The organism is Micromonospora sp. NPDC005291 (assembly GCF_040607415.1).
Taxonomy (GTDB): domain Bacteria; phylum Actinomycetota; class Actinomycetes; order Mycobacteriales; family Micromonosporaceae; genus Micromonospora.
This window is the reverse complement of the sequence record NZ_JBEXGR010000025.1, coordinates 1-17465: the sequence shown is the minus strand read 5'-3', so window position 1 is coordinate 17465 and position 17465 is coordinate 1. Positions and strand designations below refer to the sequence as shown.

The following is a 17465-nucleotide window of genomic DNA, read 5'->3' as shown; positions in this document are numbered from 1 at the left end:
GGACCGACCCCGTCCCGAAGGTCGTGATTCTCGTGCCACCACTCTCCGCCCTGGCCGATCCACTGACCGCCCTCGCCGCACCCGCCGACCCGGTGACCACCGCCGGTGATACCCAGCTCGTCATCGCCGCGCTGCTCGGCATCGCCGCCGTCGTGCTGCTGATCGCCTGGGCGAAGATCCATCCGTTCCTGTCGCTGATCCTCGGCGCGGCGGTGCTCGGCGTGGTCGCCAGCGTCGCACCGGACAAGATGATCACCTCGTTCACCGCCGGGGTGGGCTCCACCGTCGGCGGCGTCGGGTTGCTGATCGCACTCGGCGCGATGATCGGCGGCCTGCTCGCCGAATCCGGCGGCGCCGACGGCATCGTCAACCGGACCGTCGGCCGGTTCTCCGGCCGGGCGCTGCCCTGGGCGATGGCCGGGGTCGCGGCGCTGATCGGGTTGCCGCTCTTCTTCGAGGTCGGCGTGGTGCTGCTGGTGCCGATCGTGCTGCTCGTCTCGATGCGCACCGACGTGCCGCTGATGAAGCTCGGCATCCCGGCGCTGGCCGGTCTGTCGGTGCTGCATGGCCTCGTCCCGCCGCACCCCGGCCCACTGGTGGCGATCTCCTCGCTCAACGCCGACCTGGGCCTGACGCTCGGGCTGGGCCTGCTGGTGGCGATCCCCACGGTGATCATTGCCGGGCCGGTGTTCGGCAACATCATCGCCCGGTACGTGCCGGCGACCGCGCCCGCCGCACTGCTGCCGACCCGCCGTGACGCGGGCCGGACCACGGGCGCGTCGGCGGAACAGCGTGATGTGGACGGTGACCTGCTCACCGACGACGACCTGGTCAACCCCGGGGGCGGGCGGCCGGGCGCCCCGGTGGACGACAGCGGCACGGAGACCGCCCGGCGGACCCCGGCGTTCTGGCCGGCGGTGATCACCGTGCTGCTGCCGGTGGTGCTGATGCTGCTGCGCGCGATCGGCGAGCTGTTCCTGGACGAGGGCACGGCGGGGCGTAAGACGCTGGACATCGTCGGCACACCGATCGTGGCGCTGCTCGCCGGGGTGATCCTGGCGATGTTCACCCTCGGCTATCAGGCCGGGTTCAACCGATCCCAGGTCTCCTCCGTGATCGGTGGTTCGCTGCCACCGATCGCCGGGATCCTGCTGATCGTCGCGGCCGGCGGCGGGTTCAAGCAGGTGCTGGTGGACGCCGGGGTGGGCAACCTGGTCGCCGACGCCGCCAAGGACGCGAACCTCTCCCCGCTGCTGCTGGGCTGGCTGGTCGCGGTCGGCATCCGGGTGGCCACCGGCTCGGCAACCGTCGCCACCATCACCGCGGCGGGCATCGTGGCGCCCCTCGCGGCGAGTCTGGACCGCCCCGAGGTGGCTCTGCTGGCGCTGGCGGTCGGCTGCGGGTCGCTGTTCTTCTCGCACGTCAACGACGCCGGGTTCTGGCTCGTGAAGGAATACTTCGGGCTGACCGTCGGGCAGACCATCAAGAGCTGGTCGTTGATGGAGACGATCATCTCCGTGGTGGGCTTCCTGGGCGTGCTCCTCCTCGACCTGCTGTTGTAGCGACCTCGGCGGGCACGGCCCGGATCAGGCTGCCTCGACGCCGGCGATCACGTAGCGGTGCACGTCGGCGTCGAGGATCGCCGTCGTCTGCACATCATCCGGCCCGGAGCCACGGAACGCCGCCAACTGCTCCGCGGACTCCCAGCGTTCGTAGACGTGGATCCGGCCCGGCTCCAACGGGTCGGCCGCGAGCAGGAAGTCGAGGCAGCCGGCGGCTGCGCGTGCCTGCGCGATGACCGGTGCACAGTCGGCGAGATAGCCGTCGCGCGCATCCGGCTCCACGCGCAGAATGCCGGCGATGATCAACATGGACGCTCCCTCGGGCTGGGGTTCTGCTGATGCGCCTGATGCCGCAGAGGAATAGTTATACTTCTGAGGTATGTCGCTCCCGGGAGCATCGCCGCCCGGACGGGTGACACCAGTCCCGGTGACCCCACCCGCCTCCGACGCTTCATATCGTGCAAACGTGAGAAAAAGCGACAAGACGCGCTCATCTTCCCTGTTGTTCACCCCTGCCCGCGTACCCCTGAAGTGGCTGACGGCGGCGGTCGCGCTCGCCGTGGTCGCGACGACCGGGCCGGCCACCGCGGACGGTCCGGGCCGCGGGCCCGTCGCGGACCCGGGCCAGCAGGCCGAGCCGGGGTACGGGGTGGAGCCGGGAGACGAGGACGGGCAGAGCCACGAGCCCGGTGTGGAGCCGACGCCAGATCGTGCGCCGACCAGCGAGGTGTCCTGGTTGTCGTTCCCCGGCGGGGCGTTCGCCGTGGACTCGCTCGGGCACACCGTGCGCTACCGCGCCTGCGACGGCGACACCGGCCGGGTCGCCGACCCGAACATGCGGGTCGCCGCCGGGGTGGCAAGCGGCGAGGTCATCGTCGGAGGCACCGGTTACCGCTACCGGGTGCCGTTGATCGGGCGGAGCGACGGCACGCTCGAGGTGATCCGACGGCACCGCCAGCCGATCGAGCTGACCGGCGTGGTGGTCACCAGCCCGCAGCCGCCCACCGACCCGATCGCGGGGGCCCAACTGTTCCCGCTCAGCGGGCAGCTCGCCCGGGTCGTCGCCGACGCGAGCCTCAACCCGGCCGGGGTCACCGTCCGCGACCTGTCCGGCCGGTACGGCGACCAGCAGATCGCCGTCAACGGCGCGCTCCGCCCCAAGGCGGCCAGCGTGATCAAACTGTGGATCCTCGTCGAGCTGCTCCGCCGGGTCGACTGTGGACAGGTCTCTCTCGACGACGGCGTGCTGGTCACCCCGGACGACGTGGTCGGCGGCACCGGCCAGCTGCAGTTCGAGACGTTCCCGCAGGTGGTCACCCTGCATCGGCTCTCCCAGTACCTGATCAAGTACAGCGACAACATCGCGGCGAACGTGCTGATCACCTACCTGGGTGGGTTCACCCCGGTCAACGCGCTGATCGACTCGATGAACCAGCGGTCCACCATCCTGGCCCGCCGGATGCTCGACAGCGCGGCCGCGCAGCGCGGCGAGGAGAACTACACCAGCCCCGACGACGTGGTGTCGCTGCTCGGCGCGGTCTGGGACGGCGAGATCCTCACGCCCGCCTCCCGCGACCTGATGATCGGTTTCATGCGGGAGCAGACCCTGAACACCAAGATCCCGGCGGCGCTGCCACCCGGGGTGCCGGTGGCCCACAAGACCGGTGACCTGCCGGACGCCTCCCACGACGTCGGCTACTACCTGATCCCCGGCACCGAGACCGCCGTCGCGTTCCTCACCGCCGGGCCGATGGCCACCGGCGACGAGACGGTCCGCCGGATGGCCCGCACCGTCTACGACTTCCTGGTCACCCCGACCGGCGGGGCGGTCGAGGAGTGAGCCAGCGTCAGGCGCCGGGGATGTTCGCCGGCGGGTCCTCGCCGACCAGGTCAGCCGCCGGCGGGTCGGCCGACACCAGCAACCCGAAATCCGCGTACGTCAGGTCGAGCTGGGCGGTCTGCGACTGCTCACTGGCCAGCTCGATGCGGTAGCGGACCAGCCGCCCCTGCTCGTCGACGGACGCGGTGAACGGCACCGCGCCGGCCCGGTCGCCGAGCACCTTGCCGACGCCGCTGCCCAGCACCTCGCCGCTGTTGCGCAGGTCCAACGTGCCGGCGTACTCCCGCACGCCGGTCTGCCGAACCCCCGCCGGCGAGGCCAGCGTGCTGGCCAGCCGCGTGTTGTCCAGACCCTGCTTCGCGGCCGGCGCGCCCGGCGCGCCCACGTGCCACCAGGTCTTGCCGTCCCACACCGGGACGCGCCGGTCCGGGGCGGTGACCCGCACGTAGACGTCCGGCCCGGTGGTCAACCGCTCGATCTTCACCGCACCGGTGGGCACCTTCAACGAGGTGGTCTCCAGACCACGCTTCGCCTTCGGGTCCCAGAGCAGCACCGTGGCGTCGCCATCCGCGCCGCCGGTGCCCACCGTCAGCTTGTACGGCTGCTCGTCGGCCTTCGCGGCGGCGGCCTTCAGCACACCGACCGGGTCGGTCGAGGCAGACGACGCCTCGGCCGCCTGGCGACCCGCGTCCGGCTCGTCGCCGCTGGCGACCAGGGCCCACGCCCCGGCGCCGACCGCCACGACAAGAACGGCGACAGCGGCGATCAGCTTCGGCTTCTGCACGGTCATCTCCCCGGGGGCGGTGCGGTCCGGCCAGACTAGCCGGACCGCACCGAGTCACGCGCGGCTGATCGCGTTGGCGTGGATCGCCTCGTTCAGGTACGCCGCCAGCCCCGGTGCGATGTTCTCGTAGTGCGCGGTGAACCGCTCGTCGGCCATGTACATGTCGGCCAACCCGGTCTGCATCTCGTACGAGCACTCGTAGAACCAGCGGCTGATGATCTGCCGGTGCTCCTCGGCCAGCTCCATCGCCTCCGGGCCGTCGGCCGGGGCGCCCGAGGCCAGCACCGCGACGATCCGCCGACCCCAGTCCTCGTTCTCCGTCTTGATCCGCAGCCAGTCGTCCTTGCCGTAGCGGGAGGCCCGCCGGTTCGACTCCCGGTACGCGTCGGTGTCGCCCCAGCGCTGCTCCGCCTCGGCCTCGTGCTCCTCCGGGTTGACGTCCCCGAAGACCTCGAACCGCTCCTCGGGGGTGAGTTGGATGTTCAACTTGCTCGCCTCCATCGCGAATTCGATCGCCGTGACCATCTCCTGCAACCGCTTCATCCGTACCGTCAGCAGCTCGTGCTGCCGGCGCAGGTGTGCGGCCGGGTCGGCCGCCGGGTCGTCGATGATCGCGGTGATCTCCTCAAGCGGGAAACCCAGCTCCCGGTAGTACAGGACGAGCTGCAACCGTTGCAGGTCCGCGTCGTCGTAGCGCCGGTAACCGACCGCGGTCCGCCCGCTCGGCGAGAGCAGCCCGATCTCGTCGTAGTGATGCAACGTCCGGACCGTCACGCCGGCGACCTTCGCCACCTGACCCACCGTGTACGCCATGGTTCCCCTCCCTTCCGGAAACCAGGCTCGCGCCTGTCGCTACGTCAGGGTCAAGCCCGATTCTGGCCCACCATGGCGGCGCCGTCCGGCCGCCCGTACAGGTAGCCCTGGCCGCGCGGGCAGCCGATCGCGGCGACCGCGTCGTGCTGACGCTCGGTTTCGACACCCTCGGCGACCACCGCCAGGTCGAACGCGCCGGCCAGCCGGGTGACCATCTCCACCGTGGCGTACGCGCGGTCGTCGGTTCCGAGCCGGGCCACGAACGAACGGTCGATCTTCAGCTCGGTGGCCGGGATGCGGTGCAGGTAACTCAGCGACGAGTACCCGGTGCCGAAGTCGTCGATGGCGATCCTGATGCCCAGCTCCCGGAGCTGATGCAGCCGCTCCAGCACCGCGTCGGTGCCCTCGATCAGCGCCGACTCGGTCAGCTCCAGGGTCAACGCGCGCGGCGCCAGCCCTGCGGCGCTGATGGCCGCGGTGACCGTGGCGATCAGGTCCGGCCGGCGCAGGTGCGCGGCGGCGATGTTCACCGCGACGGTCGCCTCCGGCGCTCGGCCCCGCCAGGTCGCCGCGGCCCGGCACGCCTCGTGGATCACCCAGCGGTCGATGGGCAGGATCAGGCCCGTCTCCTCGGCCAGCGGCAGGAACCGGGCCGGCGGCAGCATCCCCAGTCGGGGGTGCCGCCAGCGCACCAGCGCCTCGGCGCTGCGGACCGCACCGGTGGCCAGGTCGACGATGGGTTGAAACTCCAGGTGCAGCTGCTCCTCGGCGACCGCGCGGCGCAGATCGGCGATCAGCTCGGCGCGGGAGACCGCCGACTCGCGCAGCGCCGGGGTGCACGTCCGGTACGCGGACTTCCCGGCCGCCTTGGCCGCGTACATGGCGATGTCGGCGTCTCGCAGCAGATCGGTGTGGGAGGCGTGCTGCGGGCCGTACTCGGCGATGCCGATGCTCGCCGACGGGTGCACCCCGACGTCCTCCTCCCCCTCGAAGGGTCGCAGCGCGTCCAGCAGCCGCTCGGCGAGCCGCTCGGGTGACACCGGTCGGTCGCCGTCGACCAGCACCGCGAACTCGTCCCCACCGAGCCGGGCGATGGTGCCGTCGCTGTCCACGGCAGCCCGCATCCGGGCCGCCAGCCCGGTCAGCAGAGTGTCACCGGTGGCGTGCCCGAACCGGTCGTTGACCTGCTTGAACCCGTCCAGGTCGAGCAGCAGCACGGCCACCGGTCGCCCGTCGCGCAGGGCCAGGCGCAGCCGCCGGTTGAACAGCAGCCGGTTGGGCAGCCCGGTGAGCTGGTCGCCGTACGCGAGTCGGCGCAGCCGGGCCACCAACCGCAGGTTCTCGTTGGCGGCCAACCCCTGTCGGATGGCGAGGGCCGCGAGCAACACCATCATGGTCACGAAGATCAGCTGTGGCGTCTGCCCGGTGGGCCGACGGGCCAGAATCACCGCGATGATCGCCCCACCCACCGGCAGGTACGGCAACGCCACCCGCCACCAGGGCGGCAGCGGCGACTCGGCGGTGTCGTCGGTGCCGTCGCAGTCCGGCGGCGGCGGGTTCCGGGTGGCCAGGCCGATCAGCAGATAGCTCAGCGGCCAGCACAGGTCGATCGGGTGACCGGCGGTGTAGTCACCGCGGGCGACCAGCGACACGTAGACGACGTCGGCGACAACCCGCAGGGTGAGGCTCGCCGCGAGCACGCTCATCGGCCGCCACATCGGCCGGACCGGGCCGGAGACCGCGACCAGGATGGTGAGCTGCATCAGGTCGAACATCGGGTAGAGCAGCCCCAGCGTGCGCGCCGGGTCGGCCAACTCGGCGGCGGCGACCCCGCGGTAGACCAGCACCCAACCGATCGGCACCAGGGCCAGCGCGACGATCACCCCGTCCAGCAACGTACGGGCCCGCCCGACCGCGGTCCGTGGCGCGGACGGCGAGCTGAGCAGCGCGGCCGTGCCGGTGAGGATGCCGGCGGTGAAGACCACCCCGACCAGCGGGGTGTGCGGCAGGTCGCCGCCGACGAGCCGCTGCACCGTCCAGATCGCCCGGCCGAGCGCGGCGAGCGCCATCGTGACGGCGAGCAGCCTCCAGAACCGACGCAGCGGTGCCGGGTGTCGACGGGCCACTCCGACGCACGCGACCGTGGCCCAGCCGGCCACGAGCATCCCGCCGAGGTCACTGACCAGCGCGGCGGCGGGCAACGCGGCGACCAGCCAGCACGCCTCCACGAGCACGACGGTGCCCGCGATGATCAGCCCAGCGCGGTTGGGCGGCACGCCGGTCGGCTCGGCAGGGGTGCGCTCCCCCGCAGCCTGCCTCACGTCCTGTCGGGACACGGTCGCTCCGGCTCTTCGTCGTGCGTGCACCCTCGGGAGGACCGGTCCACGGCAAGCCCCAAAAGCCTAGCCAGCGCCCGGGTGCGCCGCCAGAGCCGGACGCCCGCGCCGGTCCAGCCGAGACCGGCCACGCAAGCCACGAGCACCGACAAGCCTCGCCGGCGGGCGTCCCTGTGGACCGGCGGGCGTCCCTGTGGACCGGCGGGCGTCCCTGTGGACCGGCGGGCGTCCCTGTGGACCGGCGGGCGTCCCTGTGGACCGGCGGGCGTCCCTGTAGACCGGCGGGCGTCCCTGTAGACCGGCGGGCGTCCCTGTGGACCGGTACGCGCCCCTGTAGAGCTGCCCCACACACGGGGCGAGCGAACGGCCCTGGGCGAGAGCGCGTCCTCCGGCACTCCAGGCGATGCCGGTGCCCCATCTTTGGGGCAGCTCTACAGGGACCGCGAGTAGTGGTCGACCAGCGCGACCTGCCGAAGGATCACCAGCAGTGCGAGGGCGCAGCCACGCGACGGGTCATCTCAGCGCCCGGTGGAGCGGTTCCAGGGTGAGCGGGGCAGCCTGGTGCCGGCCAGTGGACGCCGGGCCCGACGGTGCTTGCGCCGGCCGGGGGTGCAGGGCGGGCGCGGGGCGCTGTGCACCGGAGGGCCGGCAGACGGTGGTGGCCGGCGGATCAGCCAGCAGAGGAAGCGTTCCATCGACGGGTCAGCCGACCGGGAGTCGCTCGGCGTCGGACTTGGAGATTTCATACTCCGCCCCGCAGAACGTGCACTGCTGCGCGTACCGGGTGCGGATTGGAATGAGGGGAATGAAGAAAAGGGTGAATTTGGTAGATCGGCGGGTGATCATCTGCGCGGCGTGGTTGCCGCAGTGGCGGCAGACCTGCTGCACGACCCCCGAGCGGTCGACCTTGGTACGCAGACCAAAGATGAAGAACATCGCCCACCAATACCCACTCCACCCCGAAAATTCACCCCGCAGGCTGCCGGACGTGCGGCGAGCGCCGGCCCGTGGTGCGGTGGGCCGGCGCTCGCAGGTGTCCGCGACTCAGTTGGCGGGCTCGGGCTCCAGGCCCGGGACCTCGGCCGGGAGCCAGATCGGCTGCCAGTCCGGCACCTCGTGGTAGCGGCGCAGCTCGGACAACCCGGACACCGACCCGCTCCAGGCCGCGTACGGGGGGTTGGTCTCGTCGAAGCCGCTCTGCACGAAGGTCAGCGTGGTGCGGCCGCCGGACTCGGCCAGCTCCCAGCTCGTGACGCCGGTCGGTCCCCAGTCGACGGACATCTTCCGGCCCGGCTCCAGGTCGACGATCTTGGCCGCGTACCCGCTCTCGAAGCCGCCCATGGCGTACCGGCCGCCGACCCACGGCTCGATCCCGATCGGGTAGCCGAACCAGGCGCTGGCCTGCTCGGAGTCGGTCAACGACTCCCACACCTTGTCGGCGGGGGCCGCGATGACCAGCTCGCCGCGCAGGTCGGCGGAGGTGAAGTCGGTGCGCGGCAGGAGTGGCCGACCCTCGAGGTGGGCGTCCAGGTTGGCGATGGCCAGGGCCCAGTACGTCTGGAGCACGCCCCGGATGCTGGAGCCGCTCATCGCCTCGGCGAAGTCGAAGTGGCTCTGCGTCAGCGTCAGCACGGTGCTGTCCGTGCCCTCGGCGGTCAGCTGGAACTCGGTGGTGGTCTCCACCCCGTCGAGCAGCCAGCCGAAGCGCAGCGTGTCGTCGTCGGCGTGCAGCAGCCGCTGGTGCGGGGCGTCACCCTCGGGCGTGAAGCGGCCCCAGAACTCGTACCGCTGGGGCAGCTCGACCTCGGCGTGCTCGGCCAGCCAGAGACGTAGCTCGGCCGGGTCGGTCAGGGCCTCGCGGACGCGGCCGACGGGCGCGGAGAGACGAGCCTGGACCTTCAACGGTTCACTCATGGTCGTTTCCTTTCGGATAGCAGGCGACGGCGAGCTTGAAGGCATCTCCCTCGCTGCCGCCGTAGCGGGTGAACAAATCCTGAAGTGCGGTTTGCAGGTCGTGCAGGAACTGCTGGCGCTGCTCGGCCGGCACCCGGATCTCGCCGGACACCCCGATCGAGGGCAGCTCGGGCGCCGCCCGGTCCAGGGCGGCGACGTCGGCCTGGACCTCCTCCATCAGGTCGAGCAGGTAGCCCAGGCTCAGCTCGTCGCGGGCCCGCCGCAGCCCGATCCGGCCGACGAGCCGGGGGGACAGCCAGTAGGACCGGGCTGCGGCCTGGTAGATGCCCTCGGTGATGCCGCGGACCTTGCGCTCGTTGACCAGCTCGACCAGGCCGGCCGCGACGAGCTGCTTGACGTGGTAGTAGACGCGCTGTGGCGTCTGGTCGAGTCGGGCCGCGACCTCCGTGCAGGTGCGCGGCTCGGCCAGTTGCCGCAGCACCTCGACGCGCTGCGGCTTGAGCAGGACTTCGGCCTGCTCGATCTGCTCCAGGTACAGGACGTCTCTCATGGCAAAATCAGTTTGTACGTACAAAATTTGTTTGTCAATGGCTTCGCGAGAAGCCGCGCCGACTTTTCGACGCGGCTTCAGGCGACGGCGGTCAGGAGACGGTCAGGGCAGCCAGTCCGGCCGCAGCGGGTAGCCGCTCACGCCCTCCGGGCCGTTGTGGGTGGCCAGCACCTGATGCAACTGGATGCCGTTGCGCTCGAACGCCATCCGCGACCCGGCCATGTACAACCCCCACACCCGAGCGGTGCCCGCGCCCACCTCCGAGAGGCAGAAGTCCCAGTGCTCGACGAGGTTGCGGCACCAGGCGGCCAGCGTCAGCGCGTAGTGCTCACGCAGGTTCTCCTCGTGGTGCACCTCCAGACCGGCGTCGTGCACCTCGCTGATCAGCCGGCCCGGACCAGCCAACTCCCCGTCCGGGAAGACATACCGGTCGATGAACGCGCCAGAGCGGTGCGGCGCCCGATTGTCCGCCCGGGTGATGCAGTGGTTGAGCAGCCGCGCGCCCGGCCGCAGCCGGTCGCGCAACGCCCCGAAATAGGCCGGGTAGTTGCGCACCCCGATGTGCTCGGTCAACCCGATCGAGGAGATGGCGTCGAACTGCTCCGCGGGCGCGTCCCGGTAGTCCAGGTGCCGCACCTCGGCCAACTCGGTCAGCCCCTCCCGCTCGATCGCGGCCTGCGCCCACTGGGCCTGCGCCTTCGACAGGGTCACCCCGAGCGCCTTCACGCCGTACTCGCGGGCGGCGTGCCGCACCATGCCACCCCAGCCGCAGCCCACATCCAGCAGCCGCATCCCCTTCTTGAGCGCCAACTTGCCGGCGACCAGGTCGTACTTCGCCGCCTGGGCCTGCTCCAGCGTGTCGTCCGGGGACCGGTAGACCGCGCAGGTGTACGTCATCGACGGGCCCAGCACCTTCTCGTAGAAGGCGTTGGAAACGTCGTAGTGGTGCGAGATCGCCGTGCTGTCGCGGCCCCGCGAGTGCCGCAGCCCGTTCATCACCCGCTTCCACCGCGGCTGCGCCTCCTGCGGTGGTGCGGGCGGCGGCATCAGCCGCTCCCAGCCCAGCCCACGGGCCAGCGCCAGCCCCTCGGCCAGCGACGGTGGGCGTAACCGCAACTCGTCCTTGAGCACCCGCAACGCCTCGTACGGGTCGCCCGGGTGCACCCCCTGCAACGCCAGGTCGCCACTGACGTACGCCCGGGCCATGCCCAGGTCTCCGGGAGCCGTGAGCAGGTACGACAAACCCCGCTCGGTACGGATCGCCAGGGTGATGCCGGCGTCGGCCGGGCCGACGGCGCTGCAGTCGTACCCGGTGATCCGCACCGGCAGCGGCCCTGCGGTGAGCGCGCGGACGACGTCCGCCACGGTCGGACCCGTGTGCCGGCCCCCCGCCGGCGGGGTGGCGGGGACGCTTGCCGCCCCCTGATCTCTGTCGGTCAGGCTCATGCTCGTGCTACCGCCTTTTCGTACAGTCCCGTCAGCCGGTGGTCCGGGTCGTAGCGGTCCTTCACCGCACGCCACGTGTCGCCGCCGTACAGGCGATCGAAGGCGTCCCGGTCGTAGTACGCGTCGGAGTAGAGCGACTTGTGCCCGCCCGACTCCGACACCCTGCGTTCGATCGTGCGGTTGACGTCGCCGTCGCCAGCGCCAGGCGCGATCGGCACGCTCCCCCAGAACCCAATGTTGACGTAGTCCTGCCCCGGCCGGAGCGGATACAGCGGCCAGGACCGCGCTGAACCGGGACCCGCCGGCTCGCGCAGTCGCAACGGACACAGCCACACCGGGTTCATCCCCACGCTGTCTGCGAACCAGCGCAGGAAGTCGGTCATGCGGTCCAGCGGGATCTCCACGTCCTGCACGACGCGCTCCCGGGCCGGCTGTCGGCGCAGCCGGTCGATCCGGGCCGCCACCTGGTGCCGGTGCTCAAGCCGGACCAGCCGGTGGTAGAAGTCGCTGCGCCGGTAGCGCGCCGGCCAGAGCCGCCGCACGACCGGGTGCTGCGCGCCGAACGCCGCCGAGCACCAGAACCAGTCGGTGTCCCAGCGCCAGAGATAGTCGTACGTGGTGAGCACGTCGCGGGTGCGCTGGCGCAGCGACCGGTAGTAGATCGACTGACCGGTGTAGTCGCTCGGCGGGTCGGCCGTGTCGGTGAACCTGGCGAAGACCAGGTACGCCTCGCCGGGGCTAAACATCACCCCGTCCATCGCGTCGACCGGCTCGCCGGCCCAGGAGCGGGTCGCGCTGACCTCGGCGATCGCTTCGGTGAGCGCCTCCAGCCGGGTGAACCGGACGTTGCGCAACGCCACGTACCGGCCGACCGGTTGCAGCTCGATGCGCAGCCGGGTGGCGTAGCCGAGGCTGCCCAGCGAGTTGGGGAACGCGGTGAACAGGTCGGCGTGCTCACCGTCGGGTCGGGCGGTGATGACCTCACCGGAGCCGGTGAGCACGTCCAACTCCCGTACGGACTCGTGCGGCAGGCCGTTACGGAACGAGGTCGACTCGATCCCGAGGCCGGTCACCGCACCGCCCAGGGTGATGGTGCGCAACTGCGGCACCACCAGCGGCATCAGCCCGTACGGCAGCGTCGCGTCGACCAGGTCCTCGTACGTGCACATGCCCTGCACGTCGGCCGTGCGGCCAGTCGCGTCGACCGACAGCACGCCGTTCAGGCCACTCACGTCGAGCCCAGGGGCCCGGGGAACGGATCGGGGTCGGAACAGGTTGGAGGTCCGTTTGGCGAGCCGGACAGGCTCGCCCGTGGGCACCGCGGCGTACGACCGTCGCAGCGTGTCCACCGCTTGATCATGGTCAATGGGGTGATCCACACGCTCAGCGCGCATGTGATCACCTTACGCCCGCACCCCGGATTCGGTGGGATGTCGACGAGGGGCGTTTCCCGTCCGATGCCAGGTCCGGCGGTTACCGTGGCGGACATGCCGTCGCCCGCGATCGCCGCCCTGGACACCGCTCAGTTGCCCTACCGGTTGGTCAGCCACGGCGCGGTCGGCAGCCTCGCGGAGGCCGCCGCGGCCCGGGGTGTGGCCATCCCCGACGTGGTCAAGACGATCGTGGTCCGCCGAGGTGCGGACAATCACCTGTTCGTGCTCACCCCCGGCGACCGGGTCGTCTCCTGGCCCAAGCTGCGCGCCCTGCTCGGGGTGCACCGACTCTCCATGCCGGACGCGGCGGGCGCCCTGGCCGCCACCGGCTACGAACGCGGCACCATCACCCCGTTCGGCGCGAGCACGGCCTGGCCGGTGATCGCCGACGAGCGACTGCGCGGCCGGGAGATCACCTTGGGCGCCGGTGAACGCGGCCTCGCCATCGCGGTCGACGCCGACGCGGCGATCACCGCCCTCGACGCGACCGTGGCCGACGTCACCGACCCGCAGCCCACCCGCTGAACCGCAGCACCAACCACTGCCGACGTCGGTGGCGCGGCCTAGTGTTGGTCGTATGCCGAAAGCCGTGTGGAACGACCTGATCGTCGCCGAGAGCGACGACACCGTGCTGGTGGAGGGCAACCACTACTTCCCCCGCTCCGCCCTGCGCGACGACCTGATCCGGGAGTCCGCGACGCACACCGTCTGCCCGTGGAAGGGCACCGCCTCGTACTACACCCTCGCGAACGAGGGCAGCACCAGCGAGGACGCTGTCTGGTATTACCCGGAGCCCAAGCCGGACGCCGAGATGGTGCGCGACCGGGTGGCGTTCTGGAAGGACGTCCGGGTCGTCGACTGACCGCTGGGTTGGCTCCGGCGCGCCGCCGTGGGCGAGGATGGCGCGTATGTCCGCGCCCGAGGAACGCCCCGACCCCGCCGGCACCGTTTACGGCGGTCGACAGGCGCCCCGCCCCGGCCCGCTGGCCGATCCGCTGCTGCGGGTGGCGCTGGCGGTCGGGCTGGTCGGCGTACTCCTGGGGGTGGTCTTCGCCACCGGGCTGCTCGACGGTGACGACGAGCCGGTGGTGCCGGCGACGGTCGGCGCGTCGTCCAGCGCGGCAGAACCCACCGCCCCGGCGGCCGCGCCGAGCCCGGCTGAGCCGTCACCGACCCCGTCGGCCACCACCTCGGCCGCGCCGCCCACCGGCCCCCGGGTGCTGCGGGCCGCCTCCGGGCTCTGCCTCGCGCTCGACGGCGACGACAAGGAGGCGGAGGCGCAGCTCGCGGCCTGCACCGGCGGCCCGGAGCAGCAGTGGGTGGTCAATCCGGCCGCCGCGGACGTGGTGACGCTGACCAACGCCGCCCACGGGCAGTGCCTCGACGTCGAGGGCGGCAGCGGGGACGACGGTGCCCGGATGATGCAGTTCCCCTGCCACGGCGGTGCCAACCAGCAGTGGCGGCTGGCCGCCACCGGCACCGGCCCGGTGCTGCTGGTCGCGGTGCACAGCGGCAAGTGCGCCCAGGCCGACGACGACGGCGCCGAAGCCGGCGACGAAATCCGGCAGCGCCCCTGCGACGGCCGGCCGGCCCAGCAGTGGAGCCTGGGCTGACGGCCCGGCCTCAGCCCCGGAAGCTCCACGCCCGGGGCGCGGTGGCGGCGACCAGGACAGCCTCCGGCACCGGCTTGCCCGGCCGTCGACGCAGCAGGAGCGACAGCCCGGCCGCGCCGATCGACAGCGCGCCCGCCACGTACCAGGCCATCGCGTAGTCGCCGAGCCGGTCCCGGACCAGCCCCGCGCCGGTCGCCGCGAACGCCGCCCCGAACTGGTGGGCGGCGAACACCCAGCCGAACACCACAGCCCCGGCGCTACCGAAGTACTCGCGGCACAGCGCCACGGTGGGCGGCACGGTGGCCACCCAGTCCAGGCCGTAGAAGATGATGAACACCAGCATGCTCGGCCTGGCGGAGCCGGAGAACAGGCTCGGCAGCACCAGCAGGGACGCCCCACGCAGCGCGTAGTACATGCCGAGCAGCAATCGGCTGTCCACCCGGTCGGTGAGCCAGCCGGAGGCGATCGTCCCGATGATGTCGAAGAGCCCAACCAGGGCGAGCAGCCCGGCGGCGGTGGTCTGGGTCATGCCGTGGTCGTGCGCGGCCGGCACGAAGTGCGTACCCACGAGGCCGTTGGTGGTCGCGCCGCAGATCGCGAACCCGGCGGCCAGCAGCCAGAACGGCCGGGTTCGGGCCGCGGTTGCCAGCGCGCCCAGCGCTCGGCTCGCCGCGCCGCCGGTCACCGGCGGCGCCGCGACGACCTCGGTCGCGCCGTAGGCGGGCAGGTCGAGATCCGCCGGGTGTTCGCGCAGCAACCACACCACCAGGGGTACGACCGCCAGCGCGGCTCCGGCCACGACGAGCGCTGCCGTCCGCCAGCCGTGGTCGCGCACCAGCACCGCGATCAGCGGCAGGAACACCAGCTGTCCGGCTGCCCCACCGGCGGTCAGCACTCCGGTGACCAGACCTCGTCGGCGCACGAACCAGCGGCCGGTGACGGTTGCCACGAAGGCCAGCGCCATCGAGCCGGTGCCCAGCCCGACCAGCACACCCCAGCAGAGCAGCAGCTGCCAGCTGGCGGTCATGAATACCGTCAGCCCGCTACCGACGGCGACCGTGAGCAGCGCCACCGAGACCACCCGGCGGATGCCGAACCGGTCCATCAGCGCGGCGGCGAACGGTGCGGTGAGCCCGTAGAGCAGCAGATTGACCGAGACGGCCGCGGAAATGGTGGCCAGTGGCCAGCCGAACTCCTCGTGCAGCGGGTGCAGCAGCACCGACGGGGTGGCGCGGAAACCGGCCGCGCCGACCAGCGCCACGAAGGCGACGGCGGCGACCAGCCAGGCGGGATGCAGGCGGCGGTTCTTGGTCACGCGACCAGTCTGGGCGGGGTCGTTGGCGGCGACGAGTGGCCGGAAAGCCATCGTGCGCAATAATCGGGCCATGTCCGTACGCCCGCACCGCATCGCCGTACTCGCCCTGGACCACGTGGTCGGCCTGGACCTCGGCACCCCGGCGCAGGTCTTCAGCACCGCCCGCGCCGCCGACGAGACGCACTACTACGACGTACGGGTGTGCACTCCCGGCGGGCAGCCGGTCCGTAGCACCGCCGGCTTCCAGGTGCTACCCGACCACGGGCTGGAGTTGCTCGACACCGCCGACACGGTGATCGTCCCCGGCATCCACGACGGCAACGCGCTGACCTCGGGCACCGTCGAGCCGGAGGTGGCCGAGGCGCTGCGATCGGCCTACCAGCGGGGCACCCGGATCATGTCGATCTGCAGCGGCGCGTTCGTGCTGGCCGCCGCCGGGCTGCTCGACGGGCGTCGGGCGACCACCCACTGGGCGTACGCGGAGCAGTTCCGCCGGCTCCACGCCCGGGTCGACCTCGACCCGGACGTGCTCTTCATCGGCGACGACCGGGTGCTCACCTCCGCCGGAGTGGCCGCCGGCATCGACCTCTGCCTGCACGTCATCCGCCTCGACCACGGCACCGAGGTGGCCAACCGGGCGGCCCGCCGCTGTGTGATGCCGCCCTGGCGGGACGGCGGTCAGGCGCAGTACATCGAGCAGCCGGTGCCCAAGGCCACCGACACCAGCACCGCGGGCGCCCGAGAGTGGGCGCGACAACGGCTGCACGAGCCGATCGCGCTGCGCGACCTGGCCGAGCAGGCCCGGATGAGCGTGCGCACCTTCACCCGGCGCTTCCGGTCGGAGACCGGCCTGAGCCCGGCCCAGTGGCTGCTGCAACAGCGCACCGACCACGCGAGACTGCTGCTGGAGACGACCGACCTCACCGTCGACCAGATCGCCCACCGCTGTGGTTTCGGCACCACCGCCGCCCTACGCCAACAACTCCACCAGCGAATAGGAGTAGCCCCCTCCACCTACCGCCGCACCTTCCACCCCCGCCCCTCTCTCCCCCCGCCCCTCCTTCCCCGCGATCTAGGGGAAATCGCGGTGAGTTGATCTCCTTGAGCAACGATCTGCCCTAGATCGACGGTGAGGCGTGGCCTTTCCGGGGGAGGGCGGGAGGGGGAGGAGGAGGGCGGGAGGGCGGGCGGGCGGCAGGGCGGGGGCGGGGAGTTAGGGGCGGAGCAGGTTTAGCTGGGCTTGGTGTTTTGGGAGGTGGACTCGGGCTTGCAGGTCCAGGGTTCGGGACCAGGGCAGGGGCTCGTCGACTATAAGGTCGAAGCCCTCGCGTAGGTGGGTCTCGACCGGGGTCTCCGCCGCCAGGCCGAGCTGATCCACCAGCGCGCAGAGCCGTTCGCTGGTTTCGTGCAGCAGAGCGGTCAGGCCACGGAGGCCACCCTGCTCAGCGGCCAGCGCGTCGAGCTGCGGACGGTGGATGTCATCCAGGTCGTAGTAGGCGAACGGCGACCCGGCCAGCAACGCCTCGGTGGCCTGGATCATCAGCTCGTCGTTGGCGACCAGGTGCGCGAGGATCTGTTCGGCACTGAGCTGCCCATCCGGCGGCGGCCCGAACCCCCCAGCGTCGACCTCCGCGAACACCCCGCGATAAGCCTCCCGCAGCCCCACACCGTCCACCACACCTTCCAGTCAACCCCGCCCCGCCCCGTCGATCATGGAGTTGTGGTGCCCGGTTCACCCGGACGAGCGGCATTTGCGGCCCACCACAACTCCATGATCGACGGGGCGGGGGGCGGGCAAGAGTTCGGCATCTCCAAGACCGCCTTCCTGAGCACGGGATACACCACCAACGCGCCTGACT

Annotated in this window: 17 protein-coding genes; 6 read left to right on the top strand and 11 right to left on the bottom strand. The window is 71.7% G+C overall.

The features are described from left to right. Positions 1-32 precede the first annotated feature (32 nt). Positions 33-1562: an SLC13 family permease gene (locus tag ABZT18_RS26755; RefSeq protein ID WP_354996261.1), complete on the top strand. Its 1530-nt coding sequence runs from the start codon at positions 33-35 to the stop codon at positions 1560-1562. Positions 1563-1586: 24 nt separating this feature from the next. Here ABZT18_RS26755 and ABZT18_RS26750 read toward each other — a convergent pair whose 3' ends face one another. Beyond that, the gene (locus ABZT18_RS26750) at positions 1587-1871 is read right to left on the bottom strand and encodes an antibiotic biosynthesis monooxygenase (RefSeq protein ID WP_354996260.1); all 285 of its coding nucleotides are present in this window, start codon (positions 1869-1871) and stop codon (positions 1587-1589) included. Between the two features lie 157 nt (positions 1872-2028). On the opposite strand from ABZT18_RS26750, the gene ABZT18_RS26745 reads away from it, so the two are divergent. After that, a complete protein-coding gene (locus ABZT18_RS26745) occupies positions 2029-3402 on the top strand; it encodes a serine hydrolase (RefSeq protein WP_354996259.1) in 1374 nt (457 codons plus the stop codon). Positions 3403-3409: 7 nt separating this feature from the next. On the opposite strand, the gene ABZT18_RS26740 is transcribed toward ABZT18_RS26745, so the two are convergent. The 8 genes from ABZT18_RS26740 to ABZT18_RS26705 all read right to left on the bottom strand — a co-directional run bounded on the left by ABZT18_RS26740 (position 3410) and on the right by ABZT18_RS26705 (position 12639). Beyond that, positions 3410-4186 carry a hypothetical protein gene (locus tag ABZT18_RS26740; protein WP_354996258.1) on the bottom strand — a complete coding sequence of 259 codons (777 nt, stop codon included), beginning with the start codon at positions 4184-4186 and terminating at the stop codon, positions 3410-3412. Positions 4187-4240: 54 nt separating this feature from the next. Next, positions 4241-4999 carry a MerR family transcriptional regulator gene (locus ABZT18_RS26735; protein ID WP_354996257.1) on the bottom strand — a complete coding sequence of 253 codons (759 nt, stop codon included), beginning with the start codon at positions 4997-4999 and terminating at the stop codon, positions 4241-4243. A gap of 50 nt (positions 5000-5049) precedes the next feature. Beyond that, complete coding sequence (locus tag ABZT18_RS26730) at positions 5050-7335, bottom strand: EAL domain-containing protein (protein ID WP_354996256.1); 2286 nt, start codon at positions 7333-7335, stop codon at positions 5050-5052. Positions 7336-8037: 702 nt separating this feature from the next. Continuing rightward, on the bottom strand, positions 8038-8271 hold the full coding sequence (locus tag ABZT18_RS26725; protein ID WP_354996255.1) for a zinc-ribbon domain-containing protein: 234 nt from the start codon (positions 8269-8271) through the stop codon (positions 8038-8040). A gap of 108 nt (positions 8272-8379) precedes the next feature. Beyond that, entirely contained in the window at positions 8380-9249 is an 870-nt protein-coding gene (locus tag ABZT18_RS26720; RefSeq protein ID WP_354996254.1) for an SRPBCC family protein, read from the bottom strand. Continuing rightward, entirely contained in the window at positions 9242-9799 is a 558-nt protein-coding gene (locus ABZT18_RS26715; protein ID WP_354996253.1) for a helix-turn-helix domain-containing protein, read from the bottom strand. Before ABZT18_RS26715 ends, ABZT18_RS26720 begins: the two co-directional genes overlap by 8 nt. A gap of 102 nt (positions 9800-9901) precedes the next feature. Next, the gene (locus ABZT18_RS26710) at positions 9902-11245 is read right to left on the bottom strand and encodes a class I SAM-dependent methyltransferase (RefSeq protein WP_354996252.1); all 1344 of its coding nucleotides are present in this window, start codon (positions 11243-11245) and stop codon (positions 9902-9904) included. Further along, entirely contained in the window at positions 11242-12639 is a 1398-nt protein-coding gene (locus ABZT18_RS26705; protein ID WP_354996251.1) for an FAD-binding oxidoreductase, read from the bottom strand. Before ABZT18_RS26705 ends, ABZT18_RS26710 begins: the two co-directional genes overlap by 4 nt. A gap of 93 nt (positions 12640-12732) precedes the next feature. Between ABZT18_RS26705 and ABZT18_RS26700 the strand changes: the two genes are divergently transcribed. From ABZT18_RS26700 to ABZT18_RS26690, 3 genes are read left to right on the top strand one after another with little or no spacing between them, the layout of a single operon-like run. Continuing rightward, entirely contained in the window at positions 12733-13203 is a 471-nt protein-coding gene (locus tag ABZT18_RS26700; protein WP_354996250.1) for a YbaK/EbsC family protein, read from the top strand. Positions 13204-13255: 52 nt separating this feature from the next. Beyond that, positions 13256-13540 carry a DUF427 domain-containing protein gene (locus tag ABZT18_RS26695; RefSeq protein ID WP_354996249.1) on the top strand — a complete coding sequence of 95 codons (285 nt, stop codon included), beginning with the start codon at positions 13256-13258 and terminating at the stop codon, positions 13538-13540. 46 nt (positions 13541-13586) lie between these two features. After that, entirely contained in the window at positions 13587-14291 is a 705-nt protein-coding gene (locus ABZT18_RS26690) for an RICIN domain-containing protein (RefSeq protein WP_354996248.1), read from the top strand. A gap of 10 nt (positions 14292-14301) precedes the next feature. On the opposite strand, the gene ABZT18_RS26685 is transcribed toward ABZT18_RS26690, so the two are convergent. Continuing rightward, complete coding sequence (locus ABZT18_RS26685; RefSeq protein WP_354996247.1) at positions 14302-15606, bottom strand: MFS transporter; 1305 nt, start codon at positions 15604-15606, stop codon at positions 14302-14304. Positions 15607-15676: 70 nt separating this feature from the next. On the opposite strand from ABZT18_RS26685, the gene ABZT18_RS26680 reads away from it, so the two are divergent. Then, a complete protein-coding gene (locus ABZT18_RS26680; protein ID WP_354996246.1) occupies positions 15677-16702 on the top strand; it encodes a DJ-1/PfpI family protein in 1026 nt (341 codons plus the stop codon). Between the two features lie 117 nt (positions 16703-16819). On the opposite strand, the gene ABZT18_RS26675 is transcribed toward ABZT18_RS26680, so the two are convergent. After that, complete coding sequence (locus ABZT18_RS26675) at positions 16820-17281, bottom strand: hypothetical protein (protein ID WP_354996375.1); 462 nt, start codon at positions 17279-17281, stop codon at positions 16820-16822. Positions 17282-17465 lie beyond the last annotated feature (184 nt).